The organism is Photobacterium halotolerans DSM 18316 (assembly GCF_000425165.1).
Lineage (GTDB): Bacteria > Pseudomonadota > Gammaproteobacteria > Enterobacterales > Vibrionaceae > Photobacterium > Photobacterium halotolerans.
Genome location: NZ_KE384323.1, coordinates 219,682 through 236,818, shown reverse-complemented (window position 1 = coordinate 236,818; position 17,137 = coordinate 219,682). Strand labels below are relative to the sequence as shown.

Here is a 17,137-nt window from a genome sequence, read left to right as displayed (position 1 = left end):
CAACCCGATTCCACACGAACCGGAGGCCACTTGCCACATTCGGTTCATGGTATTGATTTAGTGAAACATAGCTTCGATATCCACACTGAAAATCTCCAAGACAAAGTGTTAACAAAAATCCAGCTGCTGCACCCGAATCCCTTGCTCTGTATGACTACCGCCCTAGTTACACACTTTCTTTCGCACATAAAATGGCAGCCGCGATAGCGGCTTTTGCTTGGGGGCTATTTTTCCAGCACGTGGTTCGTAACATAGAAGCCACCATTTCAGCGATTTCATCAACCTGATAAGTGGCCAAATCAGAAAGTGTATTGATTCCAATTTCCTCAAACCTTTTGATGACAGTCGGGCCAACACCTTTCACAGCCAAGAGCATTTCTCTTTCTCGATCAGAAAATGTCATAAGATCTCCTTATTAACACAAAACGAATGACATGAACTCACCCTCATCAGGCGTTGCCACACTGGGTATGTCTGATTCCAGACTAAACGGAGGCCACCCTATCACCATCTATCCATGTCATTTATTTAGCCAAATACAGTTTCGTACCATGGTGAGGTTCACCAAGGCAAAATGTTAATCCACAAATCAATCACGATCTCAAAAGTCCTTGAGACGTTTGCTAATATCCCACCCGCGATTATCGGGATGGAAGCCTGCGGTACCTTTCATTACTGAGCCTGAGATTTAGCTAAGCTCAGCTTTACGCTAAAGATCATGGGAGCCTCAGTGAAAAAGATGAGGGCAAAAGACCGCAATTGATATCATAAGTCGTTTAATATCCCTATAAGCCGCACGATGCTTCGTTTAACCAGCCACGAACAATTTTCTGAATATTCGATTTAAGCCATATAGGACCATAATCAGTCATGTCATTATGTCGAGCATTAGGAATCTTTATAATGCAACTACCGTATTGCACTTGTTCAGCATTTGTAAGCAAAACACCATCATCAGCTTCAAAGTCGCTAGCTCGGACGGACAACACTTTGATGTCTTTGGTTCTAGGAAGAGGAACGCGGCGATGATCTAAGGTAATGATTTGGCTTACGTATGAAAGCGATTCCCGAGCTAGCCAAGCTGATATATCGCCCCCGTTTGAATGACCAACCAAAACTAAGCTATTAAAGCTGTATTCAGGGTGTTTCGCTTGTAGCTCCTGCCTCACGACTTTTAGTGTTTGAGAGCCTCTGATCCAGTTTTCTGAGCGAGTTTCAAATAAATTACCTGATACAGATAACGGAGGATCACTCGGCAGTTCGTGTCCGATAGCGACAACCAAGTAGCCGAGCTCAGAAAACAGATCTGTCAGGAATTGGTATTTTGTATGAGAAACACTATAGCCTGCGCTCAAGAAGATAACTGGGCACTTTGAGTCAATAGAGCAGTCAAAGCTGCTCGGAGGAAACGAAATCTCAACTGGGATAATCCGATTTCTATTGTGATCGACAATTTCACCGGCTACCGCAATTGAAGATATGAATAAAAGTAATAACGCAAGAATTCGATTCATCATTTTCCTTGTCGGCATAACGGCCAAAGAAGCGGCGCGCGTTCAGCCCGAAGGGCGATTCTGCCTTTGCTTATTGAGTGATTACATCACCATTTCGTATGAACTCGGTCACATCATTCGGTTCCCAACAGTAAAGCCGTCGCGTCCTATTCCAGGTTGGTGAAATTCGGTCAAAGTACGCTGGTGTTGATAACAGCAACAATCATGTAACCAACTGAATTTACTAGTCATCTGATAGATTAGGGGCTTACTCAGCCTGATAAAAATAGTCCGCATCGCTGCCCTCCGGTGCTCAACCAAGCTATTGCCTTAATAATGCCACTTCGGGTTTGTACAACACCCGGATAAAGTGTCGGCCGCGCGAAACGTATCCTTATTTTTTAGTTGCGTACTAAATTTTGTAATCGGAAACTTCCAATTTCCAAGTACCTTCTTTACGACGAACTAATTGAACATTAATACCGTTTAGTTGCCATTCTTTACGAGTATTAGTGTAAAAGTTTTTCTCTACACCTAGGCGAGTAACGTTGCTGTAACTAGCACAGCCAAAATATGCTTCGACTATTGACTCTTTCGGTATTGATAAGCAATACAATGGGCGCCCCATCACTGTTATTTGCTTCCATTTCCCTGCTTCATTTTCAAAGTTACTAGCTGAGTAACGAGACCTTTTGTTGCCTTTGATATTTTTAACGACACGAACCTCTTCCTCATAGCCCCATACTAGATCTTTCATGAGAAAAGCATTTTTGAATAAATCATATTCATGATGCCTAAAGCTGCTATATTCATCCCCTACACTCATTAGCGACTCACTACTAGAAGTTGGTAACATATTTTGAGGCATTGTGGATGTGTAAACTATTTCACCAAATTGAGCAGGAATAACACATGAACTCTCACAAAGTAAATTTGCTTTTTTCATATCTATACCAATAACGACGCCTCGATGGTCATCTCCATAATGAGACCACATTAGTGGATTCAGAGGGTTACGGGTAAGAGAAAGAACTCCGTACTTGCGGCTTAAGCGACTGCGATGAGGGTTTTTCTGTAGCTTACTATTCAAGGTATCAGATTCTTCAAAACAGATAGCAGTACCTTCAAATGGATCATTCAGATCTTCTAAGCAAGAAAATCCCATTGAACTATTATCCATAACTGAGCACGCTGAATGAAATGACATGTATTTGTAAAGTATCATGATATTCCTATTTCCTCGAAGCAACTAACAAATATAGATATGCGAACCTGTTAAGAAAATTGGCGGCTAAGTTTCTCTGCAACTTAGCTGACAGTGTTTGAGGGTCGTATCATCGTGTTGTTATATTGCAATCGTACCACCGAATTCCACACAAATGACATACTAATTCTTTTATTCACATCGCTATCCACTTGAGACGCGAGAGATTTCCTTCCTTACTTCAATGATTCTGCGTGACTCGCATCAACTGCAGTTATGCGATCTCGCTTAACGCATTGAAGCGTATATTATAAAGAAAAAACTCTCAGCCTCACCTCATGTGTGTTGAGATCGAATACACAAAAACAGTTTTCAATTCATTGTCTTAAATACTCGCTCTACAGCGAATGAGATATAACACTCAAACAGTGGAAAACGCGAGCGTTTTGGCGCAGCCAGCGAGGGGTTTCCGTTGACTTGGCTTGTTAAACGGCTTTATATGAAACCAATAGACTAATGGACTTAGATATTATTAGAAACACTAACGACAAAATTAGGGATATATTTCTAGCGGAAAATAGTTTTTCACTCTTTTTTCCAATTTTATCGAGACCTTTTCCGGCTTTAGATACAAACTCTTGAAGAACTTTTTGTCTTTCTAAAGCTTCAACTGAAGAAATTTCATTTCCTGTGTCTAAATCAATTTTTCGTCCTTTGACATTCAATATTTCATTAACTAGATCCAGTTTTTCTTGCGCTTCAATTTTTCTTAAGTTAGTGGATTGAAAGGATAGGTCACTTTCAAATATCAATATTCCAGTGACAATAGATATTAAAAGAAACACAAGTGACAGCAACTCAAAACTATTTTGGGAAAATGATAATGTCTCAGGGTAAAACTTTCCGCCAAGATATGCGAAAAGAGCGGTTGATAGTCCAACTATAAAATAGTTATATTTTTGTTGAGCCTGCTTCCAACTCTTCCAAGCTTCTAAACTAAGTCCTGCCATAATTCTCCATTCCGTTTAACGCCCGACGCAGCGGGCAAGTGGTAGCGAGGAACAAGCGAAAACTGGGTCCGCCTGCCGCCGCTTGTTAAATATTACCCGTGCATATTCCATAAAAGCTGCCCTTTTCTTTTGGCTATAACTATTTCTTCAACATAAAGCCTAAGTGATTCAGGACTCACATGAATATAGGAAATAGCCATTTCTCTTCCGTCAGATACGGCAGTTTTTACTGCCTCTAACATGGATCCGGTTCGTGAATCTTTATTGATCAAGTGTTGAGCTATCCTCTCTCGAAGACCTGCGCTTTTTCTTTGACCACATACACAACAGACCATGCGTCTCCTGGGCGGCGCGTATATAGCGCATATACATTCCCCCCTCTAAGCCCCTTAAGCGTTAAGTCGTTCAATTGCTTAATTTTGGCAACTGACCAATAGGTTAAGTTGCTCCATGCGGGTAGTAGAATTGAATAGGCGAGTCAACAATCAGTGCTGCCGCACACTTCATTGCAAATTCATCTAGCCCTTCAGGCCTCTTTAGTTCCATCTGAGATCCTTGAAAATTAACAATTTATCCTACGACACCATGTCGCATAACTCTGTCGTACAACCCGGCCCACTTACAACATAACCAATTGATATAAAAAGATTAATCCAGCCCCCGTTATGTTCAACAAGTTACACGACCTCGCGTCGTATCACTCAATCAAACCAAATACTGATGTTCAAACCCTCTTCCCCCGCAACCCAATCAAATTCCCGAAGGGGTCCAGTAGTTGGCACATGCTCAAGCCGTTTTCGATATTGATCGGGCCTCGGTAATGTACTGCACCTAATTCGGTAAGATGATTGATGGCGGTTTGCAGACAAGGGACTGACCAATAAAGCACTGTGCCCTTTGCGCCTGCGCTGACTTTTTCATCGGCCTGTACGATTTCCAGTGAGAATCCGTTGATGTCGAGCACAGTGAAATCAAATGCTTCTATATAGACAGGTTTGGCTTGCGAAAAAGCGTTTCGGTACCAATCCAGACCGGCTTGCACATCTGGGACATGCACCAGGAGCGCTGAAGGTGTCATCCCGATCCCCCTCGGTTCAATACATGCTCACGGTGAAAGACGCTACCGCCCCTGACAATGAAGTCACGTAAGCAGGGTATTTTCGTCTGATGAATCAGACATATTATTGGCATATGGGATAGGTTTCACTAAAACATGACATTACAGTGTCAACTTTGTGGTTTAGGGCAAGTTTCGCGGGGAGGTGATAAAAACAGTCAATCAAGAAATAGCCAGATTATCCGATATTAACCTGGCTGCAATTGTGCGCTTGCAACGAGTAACCACGCCCGTCTGCTTGTCAGAGATGAGCATAGCATTGCATTTATTGAGGGGGACTCGCACGGGAATTTGTGGTCTTTTCCCTTATTCAGAGGACGCTCAGCCCACCCCCGGAGATTTCAACGCGTTATGAATTCAATCATCAACTGATGCGTAGCGGCCTTATGAACGATTCTTTTGGCTGTCCTGATTAATTTTCTCTTTATCAGCATCAGGATGCGTTAATTGCTCTTGTGACGCTGCTTTCTGAACGGCACTTTTTTCCAGTGAATCTGACGTTGCTTTTACATCCTCAGTTAACTGATCCTGCTTACCATCATTGATGATAAGTTGCGTTTCGCCCGTTTGTTCAGAGGCCAGTGCTAATCCGGATAGGGTCATAAATAACGCTGTCAGCACGACACCCAGAGCAAATCCATGTTTCGATTGAATCTGACTCATCACTTGTTCCCTTTTTAATTGATTGTTGGTACGGAGAGAAATAAGCGCCTGGCATACTTGCATCATGTTTAGGCTAAGTCTGCCGGAATGAATACACTAAATATCTGTTTTGGGACTTGGCGCGAGTTCATGTGTAAAAACAGCAGATAAAAAACAGCCAGAGTAATCTGGCTGTTTAGATATTTAACGGTTTAAAAGCAGATAAAGCAGGAATCAGTCTTTGTAGTCGGCGAAGTCGCCGGCACAATCGACCAGCTGTTCACGGGTCATCATGAAGACGCCGTGGCCGCCGTTTTCAAATTCCAGCCAGGTGAACGGAATGTGCGGGTACTGCGCTTCCATGTGAATCATGGAGTTGCCCACTTCACAGATCAGAATACCTTCGTCGGCCAGATAATCCGGGGCATTGGCCAGAATACGGCGCACCAGATCCAGACCGTCAAAACCAGCGGCCAGGCCGAGTTCCGGCTCATGGCGGAATTCTTCCGGCAGGCTGTCCATGTCTTCCTGATCCACATAAGGCGGATTGGACACTATGATGTCGTACTTGTCTTTGGGTACGTCACGCAGCAGATCCGAATGCAGCGGGATCACCTGCTGTTCCAGACCGTGGTCGTGAATGTTCTGCTCGGCCACGGCCAGGGCATCGGTAGAAATATCTACCAGATCCACTTCCGCTTCCGGGAACGCATAGGCACAGGCGATACCGATACAGCCGCTGCCGGTACACAAGTCCATGATACGGGTGGGTTCACGGGTCAGGAAAGGTTCGAAACCGTTATCAATCAGTTCGCCAATCGGTGAGCGTGGCACCAGCACGCGCTCGTCGACAAAAAATTCCAGGCCACAGAACCAGGCTTTATTGGTCAGGTAGGACACAGGGGTACGCTCGGTCACCCGGCGCACCACGCGTTCGACAATCGTTCGGCGCTCGCTGCTGGTCAGGCGCGAGAAGCGCGCGTCAGCCGGAATATCAATCGGCAGATGCAGGGTCGGCAGCACCAGCTGCACCGCTTCATCCCACGCATTGTCAGTGCCATGGCCATAAAACAGACCTGCATCGTTGAATCGGCTGACGGTCCAACGTAGCATATCCTGCAGTGTGTGAAGTTCGTTGACAGCTTCGTCGACAAAAATCTTATCCAAAATAGCCTCCAAATGGCGCTACAATACCGCGATAAAGTAGTTGGAAATTCATTATGAGTAAAAAAGACCCTGCACTGGAAGAGGACGATTTCTCGCTCTTTCAGGATGCAGTGAAGGGCGTTAAAAAGTTGTCGCATGATACCATAATCACTTCACGCCGACAGAGCCCGAAGACCGATAAGCGCAATGTGAGTGCCAAAGAGAGCCATAATCACGAGTTTTATTTCTCTGACGAGTTCGAACCTCACCTGAGCGAACATGGCCCGATGCAATATGCCCGATCCGGCGTCTCCAAGTATGAAGTGAAAAAGTTACGGCGCGGTGTCTATGTGCCCGATATTTTTCTCGATATGCATGGTATGACACAAAAAGAAGCCAAGCGTGAGCTGGCGGCGATGATTGCAGCCTGCATTAAAGACGGGGTGTCCTGCGCCTGTGTGATGCACGGGATCGGCAAGCATATTCTGAAGCAGAAAGCGCCGCTCTGGCTGGCTCAGCACCCGGATGTGATGGCATTTCACCAGGCGCCGCTGGAGTTTGGTGGCGCCGGTGCACTCCTGGTGCTGATTGAAGTGCCCGAGCGATAGAGCTATTCCCTCGGAACGACAGCGTGTCAGGCCGTTGCGCCTGACGCCTCGCTCAGCAGATCTGATCTGATCAATACACAGTCTGAGACAATGCACCCACGTTAATCACCTGTCCGTCCTGAATCAGGGTGACTTCGCCGGTATCACACACCTGCATCCGTACTTTTACCGAGCCTTCGTTGTAATAGTGCTCACAGTTGCCATTACGTGCACTGTCGATGCGGGAAAAAATGGTGATACCGCCCGGATTCAGCATAGAAGGCGGGGTAAGAAAGGTTAAGGTGCTGCCGGTTTGAGAAATGTTCATCTCTTCTCTCACGCCATTTGCCCATTTTATCGCCCCGTTGGCAACAATATTGGGTTTCACCATGTTTGTCACACAGGCCGTCAGTCCCAGACAGCCAAGCAATACGAATACTATTTTCTTCATAACCAGTTATTTTATCAGTCTTTATTTTTGTCGTTCATTGTACCAGACCTGTCGGATCAGGACAGGCCGGCAATCTAAAACTGCGTACCGCAGCCAATCAATGGTGATTAGGCTGGACTACATCGACAGGATTCTCCTGCCATAGCAAGGCGGACGGTTCCCCCTCAGCATGAAAATCCACCGCGGCAATGGAGGAAGTACGGAACATCAGTGGCTGCAATCCCGGCACCAGCTCGGCACTCAGATAGCCCACCAGCGGTAAATGCGACACCACCAGCACCGTTTGCGGCTTCTCCAGTGCAATCACGGCTTTGAGGTAATCGGCCACCTGGCTGGCGTCACCGTAGGGCGTGATATCATCAACCGTCATCAGGGTGTTCGGCACAGGCAGCTCTTCTGACATCGCCTGCCAGGTTTGCTGAGCACGCAGATACGGGCTGACCCACACCAGATCAAGCTGCCCGTCCAGATGACTCGCTAACTGCTTGGCCATCTGCCGGGAATACATCTTGCCCTGGGCTGTCAGGGGCCGCTCCGCGTCACTTGGGGCAAAATGCTGTGCTTCGCCATGACGCATGATAAAAATTCGCATAGTCTCCAGTCCGATAGCGCGTTTCTGTCGTTATGCTAGCAAAGGCTGACACAGACAGGGTAGCCATTTCATATTACGCGATGTGAAAGCGTGACGGCTGAATCGCTCTTTTTACTGACACGCAGTCACACATCCTGGCCAGACATAATTTGCCAGTGCCATTAATGGGCGTCATAATTACCCTAATTCCCTGTAAATATAGGCGCTTCCTGTGTTCAAAAGTCCGAACGATCCCAAAGAGTACCGCTATCTGACACTGGACAATCAACTCAGGGTCTTGCTGGTCCATGATCACACGGCACCCCGGGCTGCAGCGGCGCTGTCTGTCGGCATCGGCCACTTTGATGATCCCCTGGATCGTCAGGGAATGGCGCACTTCCTTGAACACATGTTATTTCTGGGGACGGAAAAATTCCCCAATCCGGGTGAATTCCAGTCTTTTGTTAACCAGTACGGCGGCAGCAACAATGCCTGGACCGGCACGGAAAACACCACTTATTTTTTTGAAATCGCCCCGCCGGCCTTTGCTGCCGGTCTGGAACGTTTCGGGCAATTTTTTATTGCCCCGCTGTTCAATGTCGACGCGGTCGACAAAGAACGCCAGGCTGTCGATTCTGAATACAAACTCAAGCTCAAAGACGATGTACGCCGTCTTTACCAGGTGCACAAAGAAACCATTAACCCTGAGCATCCGTTTGCTAAATTTTCAGTGGGCGATATCACCACGCTGGAAGACAGACCGGATAACCCGGTTCGCGATGAGCTGATTGCTTTCTACCAGCAACATTATTCCGCCAATCAGATGGGGCTGGTACTCTTAGGGCCGCAATCTCTGGATGAACTGGCGACCTACGCCGAACAGTTTTTTGGCGCTATTCCCAACTCCGGCCAGGACAAACCCGCCATTGACACGCCTCTGATAACAGACAGAGAAAACGCCTGTTTTATTGCGATTGAGCCGATAAAGGAAGTACGGAAACTCACGCTGTCCTTCAACCTGCCTCCCATGGATGCCCATTATCGCAGCAAGCCATTGTCTTATCTGGCGCATTTGCTGGGCAATGAAGGCACTGGCAGCCTGATGTCGGTCCTGAAAAGTGAGGGGTTAATCAATACCCTGGCGGCGGGCGGCGGGATCAGTGGCAGTAATTTCCGGGAATTTACCATCGGCCTGAACCTGACACCCGATGGCCTGAACCGTGTCGATCATATAGTCACCACCATTTTCCAGTACATCCGACTCATCACAGAACAAGGGCTGGCAGAATGGCGCTACCTGGAAAAGCAAGCGGTGCTGGAGCAAGCGTTCCGCTATCAGGAGAAAAGCCGGCCGCTTGATACCGTCAGCTATCTGGTGATGAACCTGCTGCACTATGCCCCGGAAGATATCGTCTACGGCGATTATATGATGAGCCAGTACGATGAAGCGCTGCTGCAAGACGTGCTTGGCTATCTTCGCCCGGACAATCTTCGCCTGACGCTGGTGGCAAAAGGCCAGAAGCACGACAGAGTGGCCGACTGGTATCACACCCCTTATTCAGTCACACCGTTTACCGAAGCGCAGTTAACCGCCTGGGCGGAGCCGGGCGACAACCCGGCGCTCTTGCTGCCTGAGCAAAACCCCTACCTGTGCCAGCGTATGGACCCTCACCCGCTGACCGGTGAACAGGAAGCGATTCCTCAGTTGATCCAGGATCTGCCGGGGTTCCGGCTGTGGTTCATGCAAGAGCATGAGTTCAGAGTGCCCAAAGGCCTGGTCTATGTCGCCATCGACAGCCCGCACGCGGTAAGCTCTGTGCGCAATATCGTCAAGACGCGCCTGTGTGTCGAAATGCTGATGGAGTCCTGCAACGAAGTGGCCTACCCGGCAGAAGTGGCGGGTATGGCGTATAACCTGTATGCCCATCAGGGCGGGGTGACACTCCAGTTATCCGGTTTCAGCGAGAAGCAGCCTTTGCTGCTCAAACTGCTGCTGGAAAAATTCTCCGGCCGCACTTTCAATATCGACCGATTTAACAGCATCAAAGCACAGATGCTGCGTAACTGGCGCAATGCCGCGGAAGACAAGCCGATCTCTCAGCTGTTTAACCAGCTGACCGGCCTGCTGCAACCGAATAACCCACCCTACCCGGCGATGATCAAAGAGCTGGAAACGGTTGAAGTCACCGAATTACCCGGTTTTGTCGAAGCCATGTTTGCCGAATTGCACATTGACGCTTTCGTGTACGGTGACTGGCGCAAAGATGATGCCCTGGCATTGGCAGAAGTGCTGAAAGACGCGTTCCGGGTCACCGATCAGCTCTATGGCGAAGCACAGCGGCCATTGGTGCAACTGGGAGAATGCGGCACGCTGCGCTATGAAGTGGACTGCGGCCATGCCGATTCCGCCATCCTGATCTACTACCAGTCGCAGGAACAGTCGCCCAAAGCCATTGCCACCTACACCCTGGCCAATCATCTGATGTCGACCACCTTCTTCCACGAGCTGCGCACCGAACAGCAACTGGGGTACATGGTCGGCACGGCGAATCTGCCGCTTAACCGCCATCCGGGCCTGCTGCTGTATATACAGTCGCCGGTGGCCGGTCCGTTGCAACTGCTCGAAGCGATTGATGAATTCACCAATGCCTTCGCGCTGGTGTTGCTTGAGCTCAGTGAGAGCCAGTGGCAGGCCAGTAAGCAAGGACTGATCGCTCAGTTATCCGAGCCGGATACCAATTTGCGCGCACGTGCTCAGCGCTATTGGGTCAGCATTGGCCACAAAGATGACCATTTTGACCAAAGACAGAAAATTGCCCACGAAATGGCAGCGCTGTCACGTGCTGAGTTAGTCCGCTTTCTGGTAGAAGAGATTAAACCCCGCACCGCGAACCGGCTGGTGATGTATTATCAGGGCGGCGCGCACGGGAACCTGACCCAGCTGGAAGTGGGAGATCCTATTACCTCAGTGAGCGATTTTCAGCGTAACGCCCAATAACCGCTTTCCCCTGAGTCTCATTCTCAGGGGAGACTGCTTGCATATCCGAAGCGATAAAAGTGGAATCGTGATTCCACTTTTGACATCCGTCTTAATTTTCCCTTTCCTGTCAGTCGATTATCTACATTAACAAATCCCAAAATACAGCCTCAGGCTGGCCGTCTGTATCGGATAGTGATGCAAGAAGCCGTGAGGTCGAATAAGCATAATTTCTCAGAACAATGTTCAGGAACCTGTTATGTCACACGCCTGTTCGATCTGCCGTCAGTCTATTACGGCGAAAAACCAGAGTTTGCACAGCCGGCTGTTCTGCCGCTCCTGTATGAAAGCTATTCATCCGCGCCAGCTTGACAGCATGTTGTGTCTGCTGACCGCTATCGCCCTGTGCTCACTGACTTTCATGCTGTGGATTGGCTTTAACCCGCTGATGGTGGCTGGCTCGGTGATTCTGTTGCTGCACTTAGTCCGCCCGAAAAGCCTGTACCGGCGCTTTCGTCTGGGCATCAATGTGCAGCAAGGGTTAAAGCATCACAAAATCAGTTAACTGTTTCGCATTGCTCCTGTTTCCAATATCTCGCGCCATCTCTTGCTCCATCTCCCTCTAACGACAAAGGCCTGCATAGCAGGCCTTTGATTTATCAGGTTCTCAGCAGGAAATCAGTCGTAGAAACGCTGCTCGTCCTGCGCCATCTGCAGCAGACGCTCACAGGAGCGGAAGCGATCGCCGTACTTGTTGACATGCTCATTGAGCAATTCAACGACACGCTTGGCACCGAGCTGATCCATATAACGGAACGGACCGCCCAGGAATGGCGGGAAGCCGATACCGAAGATCGCACCAATGTCGCCGTCACGGGCACTGTGCACCACACCTTCATCCAGACAACGGGCCGCTTCGTTCAGCATCATCAGTGCGCAGCGGATCGCGATGTCATGGCCGGAGGCTTTTCGCGCCGGGTTCAGCTTCAGCAGTTTATAAACGCTCTTATCGACACCTTTTTTCTTGCCGTTGTACAGGTAAAAACCTTTGCCTGTTTTACGGCCTTTGCGGCCATCTTTCAGCAAGACGTCAAAAACGTCCGGGCTCTTGAAACGATCGCCCAGCTCTGTTTCCAGAATCGGGCTGATTTTGGCCCCGACATCCACGCCCACCTCATCCAGCAGAGTAATAGGCCCAACCGGGAAACCAAAGTCCAGCAGGGCGTTATCAATGTGTTCGATCGGCTCTCCGCCCAGCAGAGCCAGCGCGGCTTCGTTCATGTACGGGGCAAGGATACGGTTGACATAAAAACCGGCTTTATCGGCCACCACAATCGGGGTTTTCCCCTGCTTCTTGGCTAGTTTCACCACGGTTGCGACCGTTTGCGGTGATGTACCGGCATGGGGGATCACTTCCACCAGCGGCATTTTTTCTACCGGGCTGAAGTAATGCAAACCGACCACCAGCTCAGGGCGCTCTGCGGCAGAAGCAATCTGGTTGATAGGCAACGAGGACGTGTTGGTGGCAAAAATGGTGTCGGGTCTGGCATGGGCTTCCACCTCTTGCACCATCTGATGCTTGAGGCTGAGATCCTCAAAGACCGCCTCAATCACCACATCGGCTTTATCAAACCCCTGATAATCGACACCGCCGTTGATCATCATCATTTGTTTTTGTAACTCAGCTTTGCTGATAATTTTGCGCTTACGCTTTTTATCGAGCAGCTTAAAGTTATACGCCATCGCATTCAAAATGCCGTCGTTGGCAATGTCTTTCACTTTGACCGGCAAACCGGCTTTTGATGCCGTCACATGGCTGATGCCGCCGCCCATCAGTCCGCCACCCAGCACAGCGACACGCTTGACCTCGGCCGGTTTGATATCGTCACCAACACCGGTTTCTTTCTTCATGGCCGTGGTGGCAAAAAAGAGACTGCGCAGCGAGGCAGACTCCGAAGATATCACCAGCTCTCCGAACCGGCGGGCCTCTTCTTTTTGTCCTTTGACTATGCCGTGCTGCAAGCCATATTTGATGACATCTAAAATGGCTTCCGCTGCCGGGTAATTGCCACGGGTTTTTTCGCGAGTCTTCTTACGGGCCTGATCAAACACCAGACCACGGCCCACCGGGTTGCCGCCCATCGCCCAGTCCTGGAAACTGTGCTTGCGTACCGGCTTGCCTTTCAGTGCCAGTGTTTCTGCCACCTTGAGCAAAATACTTTCCGGCACGCATTCATCGACCACACCCAATTTCTTCGCTTTTTTGGCGCGCAGCTGTTTACCGGTCAGGATCATATCGAGCGAATTGGCCACGCCAATCAGGCGAGGCAGACGCTGCGTGCCACCTGAACCCGGCAGCAGGCCCAGCTGGACTTCCGGCAGCCCCAGTTTCGTGGCGTCGGAGTCGGTACATACCCGGCTATGGCACGCCAGCGCCAGTTCAAGACCGCCGCCCAGGCACGGGCCATGAATGGCAGCGACCACATGAAACGGCAGCGCTTCAAGACGCTGGAACATCTGCTGCCCCTGCGTTGCCAGCTGCTCGGCTTCTTTGGCCGTGGTGCATGCCGCCAGCATGCGGATATCCGCCCCGGCGACAAAGTTATCCGGCTTGCCGGAATACACCACCAAGCCTTTGATCTCTGTTTTTTTCGCTTCCAGCTCGTCCAGCACGCTGCCGACCTGAATGGCAAAGGCGGCCTGGAGGGTATTCATTTTTTCCCCGGGGACATCAATTTTCAGCCAGGCAAGGCCATTCTCGCCATAACTCAGGCTGAAAGCTGATTGCGGCTCAACAGTATGTTCTGTATTCGCCTGTTCAGTCATGGTTACATCCGTCATTATTCAGTCTCCAGGATCATGGCAGCACCCAAACCACCGGCGGCACAGGCAGTATTGAGTGCCAGACCGCCACCGCGGCGCTGCAGCTCGCGCAGCGTTTGTGTAATCATTCGCGCGCCGGTGGCAGCAAAGGGGTGACCATAAGCCAGCGAACCACCCAGGACATTGAATTTATCCATGTCTATCTCACCAATCGCGTCACTGCGACCGAGTTTTTCCTGTGCAAACTTCTTCGAAGCAAACATTTTCACATTCGCCAGGGTTTGCGCAGCGAATGCCTCATGCATCTCAATCAGGGTCAGATCAGAGAGTGTCAAACCGGCACGGTCCAGCGCCAGCGGGGTCGCGTAAGATGGCCCCATCAGCATATCCTGCTCTACGCCTATCGCAGAAAAGGCATAAGAACGAATATAGCCCAGCGGTTTCAGGCCCAGCTCTTTTGCCCGTCCTTCGCGCATCAGCAGTACCGCCGCACCACCGTCGGTCAGCGGCGTACTGTTGGCGGCCGTCACTGTGCCAAATTTACGGTCAAAAGCCGGACGCAATTTTGCGTAGCCTTCTACCGAGGAATCTTCGCGAATATTGTTGTCTTTATCGATCCACTGGCGATAAGGTTCCGGGAAAGCGGTGATCACTTCACCCTGAATCAACCCATCCCGCCACGCCTGGGCTGCCAGACTGTGAGAACGGTGGGCCAGTGCATCCTGCTCTTCACGGCTGATTCCGTGCGTTTTTGCCATTTGCTCCGCGGTCTGGCCCATACTTAAACCGGTTGAGTATTCGGCAACAGCAGGCGGAACAGGCATTAAATCTTTCAGGCTGAGCTTACTGAGCAGGCCCATCTTTTTGCTCATGGTTTTCGCTTTACTGAGCGCCAGTAAAGTGGCGGCCAGTTTTTTAGACACACCAATAGGTAAGACCGATGAGGAATCCGCACCGCCTGCAATACCAATATCAATGGTGCCCGAGATAATACTCTCAGCCACATTCGCCGCAGCCTGGAAACTCGTTGCACACGCTCGGGTCACACTGTACGCATCGGTGTGAATATTCATCCCCGTCCCCAGCACGATTTCACGGGCAATGTTCGGCGCTTCAGGCATCTGCACGACCTGACCGAACACGACCTGCTCAATCAAAGCGGGATCAAAATCAATCTTTTGCAGCATTTCATTGACCACCATCTTGCCTAAATCCAGTGCGGGGACACCGTTAAAGGCTGTAGCCTGGCGGGCAAAAGGGGTACGTAATCCTGTTACGACAGCGATGCGTTCACCCTGTTGGGTCGTGAGATTCTGGCGACGTGTCATCGCGGCTCCTTATCATTATGGTAGAGGTCAGACCACACCGATTGTAACGGCATTGTTATTTAATTCAAATTAATGTTTAAGAAGTTGGAGCAACCAAAAACAATGAAAAGTGTAAGGAGTTAAAACATAGCGCAAAAAAAAAAACCACACCGCTATGGTATGGTTAACAAACTCAACGTGTCAGTCGTTTGTGCAAGATTTGATAAAAGAGCGGACAATAACGTTCAGTATTCCTTATTGAGTTATCAATTGAAATACTGACACTTTCTGCGCGCAAGTAGTTGAAGGGTATACTCAGTCCGTAAAGGACGTTATCGAGGGTCAACCCCGACAACACAGCTACTATAACGAAAGCGGGCTGAGAGATATTGAGGGAAATCAATAACACAACAGTCTATTTTTATGAATCCAATTTCTGTTATCTCCCGTATTATTGATTATGGCTCAATGGATACGGACGGGCTACATCATGATTAAGCAATTTTTTCGCAAGAAAAACACAGATGCCTCGGTCTCTGTGGATATGAATAAGCAGACACGCTATGAAGCCCTGGTCAGGGCCTGGCACAAAGACCTTTACAGGTACGCCTACTGGCTGTGCCATGATCAGCATATTGCCGAAGATTTGGTGCAGGAAACCTGCCTGCGCGCATGGCGATCGCTAGACAGCCTGAATGATGACAGTGCGGCCAAAGCCTGGCTGATCACTATCCTGCGTCGCGAAAATGCCCGGCGTTTTGAGCGCAAGCAGCTCGATTTGGTCGACATAGACGATCACCCCGTTGCGGATGATCATGACACCGACGCAGGCGGTTTAAATGAGTCTGAACTGGGCCAGCTACAACATATGATCAAACAACTGCCGTCCGAATACCGTGAACCTTTGGTTCTGCAGGTCATGGCTGGATTCAACGGCGATGAAATTGCTAATATCCTGGGACTGAACAGAAACACAGTGATGACCCGCTTGTTCAGAGCGCGTAATCAGTTAAAAGATGCTTTAGAGAAACAAACCGAGCGGAGGGGCCACCAGAATGGACGATCTTGAATTTCGTCGCCGAATTTTGGCAGATCCTAATGATCAGAGTCCAGAAATGGTCGCTACGAAGAATGCGTCAATCGCTAACCGTAAACTCCACGATGAGTTACAACAATTAGACAGCAAGCTGTCCACCGCCATGAAAGTGGATGTTCCGGAAGATCTGGCCGATAAAATCCTGTTCCGCCAGTCCGGACAAGGCTACCGGGCCGAGAAAAAAGTACGCCGCCATTTAGCGATTGCGGCTTCCGTGGCTTTCCTGTGCGGTTTGTTAATCGGCCAGTTTCAGCCTGGGTTTTCGCTGAACCCCGCCAAAGACATGGGCCAGATTGCACTGGCACATATTTATAACGAAGCCGCTTTTGTCGACCAGGTTGATGAAGGAGTGTCACTGACTCAGGTCAACGCTAAACTCAAGCCTTTCGGGCCTGAACTCAGCAACCTGCCTTCTCATGTTTACTATCTCAATCATTGTGGTTTTGATGGCGGTGAAGCTCTCCACATGGTGATCGGTGGTAAACACGGAAAAATTACTGTTTTTGTCGTGCCCCAGTCTTCCAACGCCATGAAAAGCTTCGAAGACGGCAAAATGCGCGGTGTTGTCATGCCTTCTCAGAACGCCAGCCTGATAGTGGTGGGTAACAAAGGCGAAGATGTGATGCCTGTCGCCGAACAGCTGAAAGACGCCATGCGTTGGACCAGTATTTAACGTTGCGGTGGTATCACAATCAGAGACCACCGCAAAAAAA

17 protein-coding genes are annotated in these 17,137 nt (G+C 49.4%); 5 read left to right on the top strand and 12 right to left on the bottom strand.

The genetic code is table 11. The features are described 5' to 3' along the window. Positions 1 to 166 precede the first annotated feature (166 nt). The 8 genes from H511_RS0120330 to prmB form a co-directional block, all read right to left on the bottom strand. Positions 167 to 403, bottom strand: a complete 237-nt coding sequence (locus H511_RS0120330; protein WP_027253988.1) for a helix-hairpin-helix domain-containing protein — start codon at positions 401 to 403, stop codon at positions 167 to 169. Between the two features lie 382 nt (positions 404 to 785). Then, complete coding sequence (locus H511_RS0120325) at positions 786 to 1,514, bottom strand: alpha/beta hydrolase (RefSeq protein ID WP_027253987.1); 729 nt, start codon at positions 1,512 to 1,514, stop codon at positions 786 to 788. A gap of 391 nt (positions 1,515 to 1,905) precedes the next feature. Beyond that, the gene (locus H511_RS0120320) at positions 1,906 to 2,673 is read right to left on the bottom strand and encodes a DUF2971 domain-containing protein (protein ID WP_248616628.1); all 768 of its coding nucleotides are present in this window, start codon (positions 2,671 to 2,673) and stop codon (positions 1,906 to 1,908) included. Between the two features lie 509 nt (positions 2,674 to 3,182). Beyond that, a complete protein-coding gene (locus H511_RS0120315; protein ID WP_027253985.1) occupies positions 3,183 to 3,707 on the bottom strand; it encodes a hypothetical protein in 525 nt (174 codons plus the stop codon). A 92-nt stretch (positions 3,708 to 3,799) separates the two neighbouring features. Further along, the gene (locus tag H511_RS24720) at positions 3,800 to 3,949 is read right to left on the bottom strand and encodes a hypothetical protein (RefSeq protein ID WP_155804970.1); all 150 of its coding nucleotides are present in this window, start codon (positions 3,947 to 3,949) and stop codon (positions 3,800 to 3,802) included. A gap of 482 nt (positions 3,950 to 4,431) precedes the next feature. Beyond that, positions 4,432 to 4,785 (bottom strand): VOC family protein, encoded by a 354-nt coding sequence (locus H511_RS0120305; protein WP_027253984.1) that lies wholly within the window; start codon positions 4,783 to 4,785, stop codon positions 4,432 to 4,434. A 423-nt stretch (positions 4,786 to 5,208) separates the two neighbouring features. After that, the gene (locus H511_RS0120300) at positions 5,209 to 5,553 is read right to left on the bottom strand and encodes a hypothetical protein (protein WP_155804968.1); all 345 of its coding nucleotides are present in this window, start codon (positions 5,551 to 5,553) and stop codon (positions 5,209 to 5,211) included. Between the two features lie 147 nt (positions 5,554 to 5,700). Then, the gene (gene prmB / locus H511_RS0120295) at positions 5,701 to 6,633 is read right to left on the bottom strand and encodes a 50S ribosomal protein L3 N(5)-glutamine methyltransferase (protein WP_027253982.1); all 933 of its coding nucleotides are present in this window, start codon (positions 6,631 to 6,633) and stop codon (positions 5,701 to 5,703) included. A 53-nt stretch (positions 6,634 to 6,686) separates the two neighbouring features. On the opposite strand from prmB, the gene smrB reads away from it, so the two are divergent. Further along, positions 6,687 to 7,220, top strand: a complete 534-nt coding sequence (gene smrB, locus H511_RS0120290; protein ID WP_027253981.1) for an endonuclease SmrB — start codon at positions 6,687 to 6,689, stop codon at positions 7,218 to 7,220. Between the two features lie 70 nt (positions 7,221 to 7,290). On the opposite strand, the gene H511_RS0120285 is transcribed toward smrB, so the two are convergent. Beyond that, a complete protein-coding gene (locus tag H511_RS0120285; RefSeq protein WP_237584159.1) occupies positions 7,291 to 7,650 on the bottom strand; it encodes a hypothetical protein in 360 nt (119 codons plus the stop codon). A gap of 97 nt (positions 7,651 to 7,747) precedes the next feature. Continuing rightward, positions 7,748 to 8,242: a phosphohistidine phosphatase SixA gene (gene sixA, locus H511_RS0120280; protein ID WP_027253979.1), complete on the bottom strand. Its 495-nt coding sequence runs from the start codon at positions 8,240 to 8,242 to the stop codon at positions 7,748 to 7,750. 211 nt (positions 8,243 to 8,453) lie between these two features. On the opposite strand from sixA, the gene H511_RS0120275 reads away from it, so the two are divergent. Both H511_RS0120275 and H511_RS0120270 read left to right on the top strand, forming a co-directional pair. Then, positions 8,454 to 11,219, top strand: a complete 2,766-nt coding sequence (locus tag H511_RS0120275) for an insulinase family protein (RefSeq protein ID WP_027253978.1) — start codon at positions 8,454 to 8,456, stop codon at positions 11,217 to 11,219. Positions 11,220 to 11,457: 238 nt separating this feature from the next. Continuing rightward, positions 11,458 to 11,763, top strand: coding sequence for a hypothetical protein (locus tag H511_RS0120270; RefSeq protein WP_027253977.1), 306 nt, complete (start codon positions 11,458 to 11,460; stop codon positions 11,761 to 11,763). A gap of 113 nt (positions 11,764 to 11,876) precedes the next feature. Here H511_RS0120270 and fadJ read toward each other — a convergent pair whose 3' ends face one another. Together fadJ and fadI are read right to left on the bottom strand one after the other, a co-directional pair. After that, positions 11,877 to 14,039: a fatty acid oxidation complex subunit alpha FadJ gene (gene fadJ, locus H511_RS0120265; RefSeq protein WP_051288335.1), complete on the bottom strand. Its 2,163-nt coding sequence runs from the start codon at positions 14,037 to 14,039 to the stop codon at positions 11,877 to 11,879. Beyond that, a complete protein-coding gene (gene fadI, locus H511_RS0120260; protein WP_027253975.1) occupies positions 14,039 to 15,349 on the bottom strand; it encodes an acetyl-CoA C-acyltransferase FadI in 1,311 nt (436 codons plus the stop codon). Before fadI ends, fadJ begins: the two co-directional genes overlap by 1 nt. 469 nt (positions 15,350 to 15,818) lie before the next feature. On the opposite strand from fadI, the gene H511_RS0120255 reads away from it, so the two are divergent. Continuing rightward, positions 15,819 to 16,397 carry a sigma-70 family RNA polymerase sigma factor gene (locus tag H511_RS0120255; RefSeq protein WP_027253974.1) on the top strand — a complete coding sequence of 193 codons (579 nt, stop codon included), beginning with the start codon at positions 15,819 to 15,821 and terminating at the stop codon, positions 16,395 to 16,397. Further along, a complete protein-coding gene (locus H511_RS0120250; RefSeq protein ID WP_027253973.1) occupies positions 16,384 to 17,097 on the top strand; it encodes a DUF3379 domain-containing protein in 714 nt (237 codons plus the stop codon). Before H511_RS0120255 ends, H511_RS0120250 begins: the two co-directional genes overlap by 14 nt. The last annotated feature ends 40 nt before the right edge of the window (positions 17,098 to 17,137 follow it).

Excerpts from the sequence above, each read along its gene's own strand:
- H511_RS0120330 (WP_027253988.1), bottom strand. The coding sequence starts at position 403 with ATGACATTTTCTGATCGAGAAAGAGAAATGCTCTTGGCTGTGAAAGGT.
- H511_RS0120325 (WP_027253987.1), bottom strand. The coding sequence starts at position 1,514 with ATGAATCGAATTCTTGCGTTATTACTTTTATTCATATCTTCAATTGCG.
- H511_RS0120320 (WP_248616628.1), bottom strand. The coding sequence starts at position 2,673 with ATGGATAATAGTTCAATGGGATTTTCTTGCTTAGAAGATCTGAATGAT.
- H511_RS0120315 (WP_027253985.1), bottom strand. The coding sequence starts at position 3,707 with ATGGCAGGACTTAGTTTAGAAGCTTGGAAGAGTTGGAAGCAGGCTCAA.
- H511_RS24720 (WP_155804970.1), bottom strand. The coding sequence starts at position 3,949 with ATGTTAGAGGCAGTAAAAACTGCCGTATCTGACGGAAGAGAAATGGCT.
- H511_RS0120305 (WP_027253984.1), bottom strand. The coding sequence starts at position 4,785 with ATGACACCTTCAGCGCTCCTGGTGCATGTCCCAGATGTGCAAGCCGGT.
- H511_RS0120300 (WP_155804968.1), bottom strand. The coding sequence starts at position 5,553 with ATGATGCAAGTATGCCAGGCGCTTATTTCTCTCCGTACCAACAATCAA.
- smrB (WP_027253981.1), top strand. The coding sequence starts at position 6,687 with ATGAGTAAAAAAGACCCTGCACTGGAAGAGGACGATTTCTCGCTCTTT.
- H511_RS0120285 (WP_237584159.1), bottom strand. The coding sequence starts at position 7,650 with ATGAAGAAAATAGTATTCGTATTGCTTGGCTGTCTGGGACTGACGGCC.
- sixA (WP_027253979.1), bottom strand. The coding sequence starts at position 8,242 with ATGCGAATTTTTATCATGCGTCATGGCGAAGCACAGCATTTTGCCCCA.
- H511_RS0120270 (WP_027253977.1), top strand. The coding sequence starts at position 11,458 with ATGTCACACGCCTGTTCGATCTGCCGTCAGTCTATTACGGCGAAAAAC.
- fadJ (WP_051288335.1), bottom strand. The coding sequence starts at position 14,039 with ATGACGGATGTAACCATGACTGAACAGGCGAATACAGAACATACTGTT.
- fadI (WP_027253975.1), bottom strand. The coding sequence starts at position 15,349 with ATGACACGTCGCCAGAATCTCACGACCCAACAGGGTGAACGCATCGCT.
- H511_RS0120255 (WP_027253974.1), top strand. The coding sequence starts at position 15,819 with ATGATTAAGCAATTTTTTCGCAAGAAAAACACAGATGCCTCGGTCTCT.
- H511_RS0120250 (WP_027253973.1), top strand. The coding sequence starts at position 16,384 with ATGGACGATCTTGAATTTCGTCGCCGAATTTTGGCAGATCCTAATGAT.